Origin of the sequence: Vibrio sp. Vb1755, from assembly GCF_033338635.1 — a bacterium.
Lineage (GTDB): Bacteria > Pseudomonadota > Gammaproteobacteria > Enterobacterales > Vibrionaceae > Vibrio > Vibrio alginolyticus.
The window spans coordinates 1-1,161 of sequence record NZ_JAWOTA010000275.1 but is presented as its reverse complement, the minus strand read 5'-3'; the positions used below and the strand labels follow the sequence as shown (position 1 = coordinate 1,161).

Here is a 1,161-nt window from a genome sequence, read left to right as displayed (position 1 = left end):
CCAGATGATTTAGACCAGCAAACTCCAACTGTAGCTCTTTGGGCTCGCAATCCATCATCTCTGCAATCATCATTTCCATTGAGACGGGTACATTACATAAGCCGATACTTTTGACTTTAGTATGCTTACTCACCGCTTCTGAGACGAGACCAGCAGGGTTCGTAAAGTTGAGCATCCAAGCGTTTGGCGCCAACTCTTCAATGTCTTTACAGATATCAAGAATGACCGGAATGGTTCTCAGTGCTTTAGCAAATCCGCCAGGGCCAGTGGTTTCTTGTCCGATCACATCGTATTTAATAGGAATTCTTTCATCGTTTGCTCGAGCAGCAAGCCCGCCAACACGGAATTGAGTCATGACAAAGTCAGCGCCTTTGATCGCAGCACGGCGGTCAAAATCCGCTTTAATTTCAATATCCGCGCCCGCTTTATCGACCATCCGCTGAGCCAAGCCCTTGATGATTTCTAGTTTTTCCGCGCCGGATTTTATGTCCACAAAGTGAATCTGTTTAACTGGCAAGTAATCCAAGCGTTTGATTACCCCTTCAACCAATTCCGGGGTATAGCTACTGCCACCACCAATAATGGCAAGTTTGATCGCCTCTCTAGACATAATGATTTCCTTACTTGTTCGCGAGTTGCTTGTTCAAAGCGACAATCTCAACAGCCATTTCTTGCGCTAGAATCGTTGTCATTAAATGATCTTGAGCGTGCACCATAACCAGAGTCATCGGCACTTTGCCCTCCCCCTGATCTTCTTCGATCAATTGCGTCTGAATTAAATGCGCCTTGTTAATGCACTCTCTGGCTTGCAACAATTTCTCTTCTGCTGCTTCAAATTTTTGCTCTCTCGCCAAACGGAGCGCTTCATAACTTAAACTTCTGGCTTCACCCGCATTGCAGATGATTTCCATTACAACCAGTTCTTGTTCCATTTTCTCTCTCCAGAAATATGGGCTGCTTGGTAAAACAGCCCATTCATAATTAAGCGGTTACGCCTTCACCAGCAGGTTGTTCTGCCTGTTTCGTTTCTTTGGTTGTTGGTAGTTCTTGCTCAAGCATTTGCTTCTCAAACATTTTGAAGAATGGGAAGTAGATAAGAAGGTCAAGAATCAACAGACCCACTACGAGCAGTACCGGAGAAAACGTCCAGCCGCTTCCCCA

The 1,161-nt window shown here is 45.4% G+C and carries 1 protein-coding gene and 2 pseudogenes; all 3 read right to left on the bottom strand.

All coding sequences use genetic code 11. The features are described 5' to 3' along the window. Positions 1-610 (bottom strand): annotated as a pseudogene (locus tag R7E00_RS24495) (6-phospho-beta-glucosidase); the annotation flags it as partial. A 10-nt stretch (positions 611-620) separates the two neighbouring features. Further along, complete coding sequence (locus tag R7E00_RS24490) at positions 621-932, bottom strand: PTS lactose/cellobiose transporter subunit IIA (protein ID WP_005461092.1); 312 nt, start codon at positions 930-932, stop codon at positions 621-623. Between the two features lie 49 nt (positions 933-981). Further along, positions 982-1,161 (bottom strand): annotated as a pseudogene (locus tag R7E00_RS24485) (PTS sugar transporter subunit IIC); the annotation flags it as partial.

Excerpts from the sequence above, each read along its gene's own strand:
- R7E00_RS24490 (WP_005461092.1), bottom strand. The coding sequence starts at position 932 with ATGGAACAAGAACTGGTTGTAATGGAAATCATCTGCAATGCGGGTGAA.